This window comes from Zwartia panacis (assembly GCF_030410395.1).
GTDB lineage: Bacteria > Pseudomonadota > Gammaproteobacteria > Burkholderiales > Burkholderiaceae_B > Zwartia > Zwartia panacis.
Genome location: NZ_JAUHHF010000037.1, coordinates 1 through 501, shown reverse-complemented (window position 1 = coordinate 501; position 501 = coordinate 1). Strand labels below are relative to the sequence as shown.

At 65.5% G+C, this 501-nt stretch carries 1 protein-coding gene; it reads right to left on the bottom strand.

The annotated features are described in order from the left end of the window. On the bottom strand, window positions 1-501 hold a 501-nt coding region (locus QWY30_RS15845; protein WP_290242658.1), incomplete at both ends, for an AMP-binding protein.

Genomic DNA, 501 nt, shown 5'->3' with positions numbered 1-501 from the left:
GCTCCTGAGCTCTCCATCGCCGGGCAGCTCCGCGGCTGCAGCGTTCTGCGCGTGCGCCACCAAATATGCCACCAGATACTTATCCCGCGTGCCCTGCGCGGTCACCCGCTCGCGCGCAATCACCGCCACTTGCGACACACTCTGACCCAGCCCTTGGCGCAGCGCCGACTCGATCTCTCCCAACTCGATCCTGAAGCCCCGAACCTTGACCTGCTCATCGACGCGGCCGATAAACTCCAGGTTCCCGTCCGTACGCCGGCGCACCAGATCCCCCGTGCGATACATCCGGCTGCCCGCCATGAACGGGTTGGCGATAAAGCGCTCGGCGGTCAAACCACTGCGGTTGAGGTAGCCACGCGCCAGACCAGGACCCGCGATATAGAGCTCGCCCACCACACCGTCAGGCACCAGCTCCAGCGCGCTATCCAGCACATACGTGCTCGTGTTGGCGATCGGGTACCCGATCGGCACCGTGCTCGACTCGCCAGCCGACTGCGCATC